Here is a 6801-nt window from a genome sequence, read left to right as displayed (position 1 = left end):
AAAGTAATCGGGACAAGTTATGCCTTGTTTCGGTAATGCCTTGTTTTATTGTACTTGCAATGCTCATGACGAACCTCCAATACATAATCCGGTTTAAAATATTTCCCTCAAACTCCTACTGACGCTGCGCATCGTCCTTTTTTTGAAGGAACTGAAAAAAACAACATTACCCACCTTGCTTTTCTTTATATTATGTCGTAATTTGAATGCTAGGCCAAAACATTCGACCTATCGCAGACAACATCATTTTTTATATTCATTCCTATTATTAACCAATAAAAGTTAGAGTTATGGCAGAAAGTGTTTACAAAGTGATCGAATTAGTGGGTACTAGTACCGAATCATGGGAAAAAGCCGCAGAAGCCGCTATTAGCAGAGCAGCAGAAAGCCTACGCGATCTTAGGGTCGCAGAAATATCTAAACTCGACCTACAAATCAAAGATGGCAAAGTGGAAGCCTATCGAGCAAGAGTGATGGTTTCGTTTAAGTATGAAAACAGTTAACATAACCCACACTGCTAACCTATCAGTTGAACATACTAGGCAAGGTATGGCCTGATTCTTTCCATATTCTTGTTTTTAGTGAATCAGGCGTATCCTATCAGACAAACAAGCACTTACGGAGATGTAGGTGCTTTCTTTTTATATAGCAGGTACCACAACTTTCTACCTTTCTCCTCTATTCTTACAAAAAGAGCATAATCTTAGAAACTGGAAAATACATCTTTTATAAACTTTTCTTTATAATTCATCATCTATTTTACGCCGAAAACAACTTCAATCTGAAAATGTTACTATTTTTATACCGCCAACTTTACGATTAAAATTGTTAAATGGATTATTCGTTAATAGATTTATTAAAACTGATAGGAGCCGTAGGCCTCTTTTTGTATGGTATGAAGCTGATGAGTGAAGCTTTACAGAAAGTTGCGGGTTCTAAGATGAGAAGCATCTTTGCTGCCATGACCTCCAATCGCTTTTTGGGTGTATTGACCGGCTTATTGGTTTCCGCTACCATCCAATCGTCCAGCGCCACCATATTAATGGTGGTTAGTTTCGTGAATGCCGGTTTGGTTTCTTTGGTAGAATCTATTGGGGTAATTATGGGTGCCAATGTGGGCACCACTATTACAGGTTGGCTAATTTCATTGTTTGGGTTTCGGTTTAATTTCACCGAATACGCTTTGCCTTTAATGGCGGTAGGATTTCCCTTGGTTTTTTCTAAAAGTACGCGTCATAAATCATGGGGTGAGGCCATCATTGGCTTTTCCATTCTATTTATGAGCCTCGATTTCATCAAAACAACATTTCCAGATGTAGATAGTAATCCTGAAATATTAAGTTTTTTATCAGATTATACGAATTTAGGTTTTACTTCGATTCTACTTTTCCTTTTTATTGGTAGTTTTTTAACTGTAATCGTTCAATCTTCAGGGGCTACCATGGCTATCACCTTTGTAATGTGCAGTCAGGGATGGGTGCCATACGAGCTGGGTGCCGCAATGATTCTGGGCGAGAATGTTGGAACCACCATAACCCCAAATATTGCGGCCACTATCGGTAATATTTCCGCAAAACGTACCGCCCGTGTTCATTTGTTATTTAACCTCCTGGGGGTGGTTTGGATGCTATGTGTTTTCACTCCCTATACTTCGTTTATCAAGGACATCTTAACCAATGTAAATGCAGTTTCTGTTAAGAATCCTCAAGCCCTTATTCCGTTTTCCCTGGCGCTGTTCCATACCTCATTTAACGTGATTAACCTACTGCTGTTTATTGGGTTTGTACCATTAATGCACAGAGTGATTATTGAATTGGTGCCCCACAAAGGGGAGGAAGGTGAAGAATTTAAGTTAAGATATATCACCACAGGCATGCTCTCGACCTCTGAGCTTTCTATTCTTCAGGCAAAAAAGGAGCTACAGTCCTATGCTAAGCATACCAATAAAATGTTGGGCTTCAACAGAAAATTGTTATTGGAGGAAAATGAGAAGAAATTCAACAGACATTATGCAAACATCGAAAAATACGAGTCGATCAGCGACGATGTGGAAGTTGAGATTGCCAATTATCTGGCCAAAGTTTCGCAAGGGCAACTAAGCGAACAGAGCCGAATAAGAATCAGGGCCATGCTTAAATTGGTCAGCGACTTGGAGAGTATTGGCGATAGCAGTTTTACACTGGCCCGCATCATCAACCGCATGCATAGAAACAACATTAAGTTTTCCCCTTTAATCATGGAGAAACTGGATCTGATGTTTAATTTGGTGGAAGAGTCGCTAACCGTAATGCGCCAGAATTTAAATACGGACGAAAAGAAAATAGAACTGACAAGGGCCAACAAGATTGAGCAGCAAATCAACCAATATTTCGAACAATTAAAATCCGAGCACCTTGAAAGTTTGAAGAACAATGACTACTCCTATGATGAAGGAATTGTTTTTACCGATATTTTTCATGAGTGCGAGAAGATTGGGAATTTTGCTATCAATGTTTCCGAGGCTTTATACGAAACCAAACGATAAAACAAATCCTGTTTATATTCTTTGTCCCCAGATTTACGGCGTGTAATAATTTGATATGACATGAGGTAAATCTGGGGACAAAAGACAAATAGAATTACACCGTAATTTCTGTGGGTTGGCCAACTGGTGGTGCAATTAATAATTCAATGTTTTACGGGTTACAGCAATAAAAATATCCATCTCCCTTAACCGGCTTTTAATAGCAAGCAAATCCTTTATCGAAATCAAACCAATTTTATAATTGCATTCCGGCCCCGAATATTCCTCTGATATACTAATAAATTTAAATTGAGCTAAATCCTCTTGCTTTTTATAACGAAGGTATATTTCTATTTCACCTGACTGTTCATACAAAAACTCCTTGTAATAATTCTTCTTTTTATACTCGTATTTATAGTCATGACCAATGGCCGTAATATCGGACAGCACTGCAGAACCCGTGGGATGCCCCCCGGCACCTTTACCGAACATGAACTGTTTGTCGTAAGCCAATCCTTTTATCACAACACCATTAAACTCGTCCTCCACATTATAGATATATTTATCCTTCTTAACCAAACGGGGCAATACGAATAAGGAAATTTTATTCTCTTCCTGTTTTTCAACCTGTCCCACCAGTTTAATCTTATATCCTTTTTCTTTGGCGTAACGAATATCGAAGTCCGAAATATTAGATATACCATAATGTAAGACGTCGTCAGGATTTACGATCGTACCAAAACTATGTGCCGTTAGAATCACCAATTTAAACAAGGAATCGAAACCATCCACGTCAAAACTTGGATCGGCCTCTGCAAAACCAAGGTCTTGAGCTTCTTTTAGCGATTCCGCATACCCTTTATTGCAATCAAATATTTTTGACAGAATATAATTGGAAGAGCCATTGAGAATACCGGTGACCGACAACAACAGGTCATTATCATAATATTCTTCGAGGTTGCGGATGACAGGGATACTGCCACATGCAGAAGCTTCATACAATAACGAAACATTATATTTCTTTTGAAGTTCAATCAGTTCCGCCAGGTTTTCCGCGATCATCTTTTTATTGGCCGAAACCACGTTTTTTCCATTTCTTAGCGCAGACGTAACTATATGGTAAGCCTCATAAGCATCCGAAATCAATTCTACTATTAAATTGATGTTCTCATCATTGATCAGCTCGTTCGCCGAGTAGCAAAACATGTCAGAGGGCAGTGCTCGTTCCTTTTTATTCTTGACACATATCTTTACGATTTTGGCATCTAAAGCAGGGCTTTTTTGAAGTACATCAAACAATCCTTGTCCTACTACCCCAAAACCAGCTAAACCAATTCTTAGTTTTTTCTTCATTTTATTTTATCAGGATTTATTTATAAGCACATAACACGCACTCCGGGCGCGCTTTGGATACGGACCCGGAGATAACACTATTACGATTTTTCGAATCCCTGTTCTAAATCCGCCAAAATATCATCGATATGCTCAATACCAACGGACAAACGAAGCAGCCCGGGTTCAACCCCTGAAGCTTTTTGCTCTTCCAAAGACAATTGTTCGTGCGTGGTTGTACTGGGATGGATAATCAAGGTCTTTGCGTCCCCCACATTAGCCAGGTGACTCACCAAACCCAAAGATTCAATGAATTTATCCGCTCTTTCGTTACCGCCCTTAATTTTAAAAGTCATCACACCTCCAAACCCTCGTTTCAAATATTTCTGCGCTAATTGGTGATACGGCGAACTCGCCAAGCCCGGATAGTTTACATACTCTACCTCATCGTGTTTTTCTAACCAGGCAGCCACTTTCAACGCATTCTCAACGGTTCTGTCCAATCTTAGCGACAAGGTTTCTAATCCTTGCAACAGTAAAAATGAGTTAAACGGGCTAAGTGCAGGCCCAAAGTCACGCAAGCCTTCAACTCGGCAGCGAATGGCAAATGCGATATTTCCAAACGGGCTACCTTCGCCAAAAACCTCCCAAAATTTAAGGCCATGATAACCTTCGCTAGGCTCGGTCAATGACGGGAACTTTCCGTTGCCCCAATTGAAGTTTCCTCCATCCACAATAACACCACCGATGGATGTTCCGTGCCCTCCAATCCACTTGGTGGCCGACTCTACTACCACGTTTGCTCCATGCTCTAACGGACGAAACAGGTAACCTGCCGCACCAAAAGTATTGTCTACAATTAATGGAATTCCATGGCGTTTGGCAATCTCTCCAAGTTTCTCGAAATCGGGAATATTAAAACGCGGGTTACCAATGGTTTCAACATATAACGCTTTTGTATTTTCATCAATACGTGCCTCATAATCCTCCGGGTTGTCGCCCTCTACAAAGCGAACATTGATACCTAAACGTTTAAATTGCACTTTAAACTGGATATAGGTACCTCCATATAAATACGATGTAGAAACAAAATTATCTCCTGCTTGCAAAATATTGTTTAATGCAATAAACTGCGCCGCTTGCCCCGAAGAAACAGCCACAGCCGCCGCTCCGCCTTCAAGTGCCGCAATCCTTTTTTCAAACACATCGGTGGTAGGGTTCATAATTCGGGTATAGATGTTCCCAAACTCTTTTAAACCAAATAAGTTTGCCGCATGCTGCGAATCGTTGAACAGGTACGATGAAGTTTGATAAATAGGTACAGCACGCGAATTTGTGTCGGAATCAACCTGGTGTCCCGCGTGTAATTGAAGTGTTTCAAATTTTAAATCAGCCATGGTATAAATAATTTAATAAATAATAAACAATATTAGTTTTACTCCTTAATGCCTGACGCATTATATTCAGAAGTTATTTGTTTTATTATTCAAATACAATGCGTCGCGACACTATAATGTCATCATCATTCGACCCATCATATCCATTACCGCACATGAATGATTACCAGTAGACTTTGAAATAAAGCTATCGGTATTAAGAGAAGTAGATATGTAATTTATACGAATCACAAAAAAATTACGTTTTTACAAATAAAGGAAATAATAAAGATAAATAAAAGAGTTTCGTGTCTTATTTTGAGAGATTATGAATAAAAAGATTAATTAATCCAAAACGCAACCTTTTCTTAAAATATGAGTCAAAACATCAGAAACCATTTAATCGTCACCAACCATGAAAAAGCTACTTTATTCAAACTGGCTAAAAATCAAAAATATTGACATCCCGGTCAGATTTTTGTTGCTACAAGTTCTGGTACTTATTGCGGTTATTTTTTTTATAGCCTTCTAACTTCTAAAGAAATGAGCATCCTAAAGGGGATGCTTTTTTTATGTCCGTTTTTCACATTTATTCTCATCTCCCAAACAATCCTTCCTCCCGCCCTTGTTTATTTCCAAAATGGTAAGTTAAGTCAATAATTGGCAATATAGGTGTTTCGGTTCCGTTTCCAAAAGTCATCCAGTAGCCTGCTGAAAGAGAAAATCGAGGTGTCAACTTAAGTTTTACCGAGGAATTCTGTTCCACAGATTTTCCCACCGGACTATCTGAAAACAACCCTCTTACCGCCAACGTGGCATATAAATTTCTCCGGATATAAAAATCGCCCTGAATTCTGGCAGACCAAAAGCCGCCACCACCTAATATTACATTACTTCGCTGACGCAACAGTTTTCTTTGCATAAGTTCAACATCGGTTTCTTCAACCTCAAATCCATAATCGTAGGCAATAGCACCCGTTAATATTATGTAAGCTTGTTCAGCGCTTCCGCAATTTAAATCCTTTAAAAACGGCTTACTCAGTATCAGTTCATTTTTAAGCGCTATGCTAACGGGCAAATTTCTGTTTAGTGGATATATACTGGTATACCCCAATTCATTTCCCCAATACAGCATGGGAGCATAGGAATATACCTGATGACGCGAGGCAAAATACCACCTACCTTCAGTCCATCTCTTTTTCAGATAAAATGCGGGAACCACAGCTAAACCACCTATGGAAGCACCAAATTCAACTCCTTTCCTATTAGAAAATCGGGATGGTGTGATGATGCTAATATTACCCGCATTTTGAGGAACCGTATTAGCCGTTTCGTAGCTCCAAATAAAATCGGCACGTGCCTGTGAAGCATTATGCCCCATGGGTTGTAATGGATTAAACTTGTTATACTGGCTCCTTTTATTAGCTTGTTCCTGTCGTTTGCGAATTTCGCGTTTGCTGGTCCCTTTGTTTCTTTTTTGAGATGACAAAAAAGGATGACTAAAAGCTAGAATCGCCAGTATAAGAAAAAGCAATTTAAAAGAATTTTTCATTGGTCTAAACTCGAATTATAACTTCCTAATTAATTAAA

At 39.1% G+C, this 6801-nt stretch carries 5 protein-coding genes; 2 read left to right on the top strand and 3 right to left on the bottom strand.

Features of this window, described 5'->3' with window-relative positions:
* Window positions 1-290: 290 nt before the first annotated feature.
* The gene (locus tag ACRD64_RS23150; RefSeq protein ID WP_430936603.1) at window positions 291-503 is read left to right on the top strand and encodes a dodecin family protein; all 213 of its coding nucleotides are present in this window, start codon (window positions 291-293) and stop codon (window positions 501-503) included.
* 329 nt (window positions 504-832) lie between these two features.
* Complete coding sequence (locus tag ACRD64_RS23145) at window positions 833-2524, top strand: Na/Pi cotransporter family protein (protein WP_430936601.1); 1692 nt, start codon at window positions 833-835, stop codon at window positions 2522-2524.
* Window positions 2525-2659: 135 nt separating this feature from the next.
* Here ACRD64_RS23145 and ACRD64_RS23140 read toward each other — a convergent pair whose 3' ends face one another.
* The 3 genes from ACRD64_RS23140 to ACRD64_RS23130 all read right to left on the bottom strand — a co-directional run bounded on the left by ACRD64_RS23140 (window position 2660) and on the right by ACRD64_RS23130 (window position 6763).
* Window positions 2660-3856 carry a homoserine dehydrogenase gene (locus ACRD64_RS23140; protein ID WP_430936599.1) on the bottom strand — a complete coding sequence of 399 codons (1197 nt, stop codon included), beginning with the start codon at window positions 3854-3856 and terminating at the stop codon, window positions 2660-2662.
* Between the two features lie 80 nt (window positions 3857-3936).
* Window positions 3937-5232, bottom strand: a complete 1296-nt coding sequence (locus ACRD64_RS23135; RefSeq protein WP_430936597.1) for an O-acetylhomoserine aminocarboxypropyltransferase/cysteine synthase family protein — start codon at window positions 5230-5232, stop codon at window positions 3937-3939.
* A 574-nt stretch (window positions 5233-5806) separates the two neighbouring features.
* A complete protein-coding gene (locus tag ACRD64_RS23130) occupies window positions 5807-6763 on the bottom strand; it encodes a hypothetical protein (protein WP_430936595.1) in 957 nt (318 codons plus the stop codon).
* Window positions 6764-6801: the final 38 nt, after the last annotated feature.

The sequence above is a fragment of the Saccharicrinis sp. 156 genome (assembly GCF_050589685.1).
In the GTDB taxonomy this organism is placed as follows: Bacteria; Bacteroidota; Bacteroidia; order Bacteroidales; family Marinilabiliaceae; genus Saccharicrinis.
Note: the sequence above shows the minus strand (reverse complement) of the source record. Positions and strands in the feature narration are given on the sequence as shown.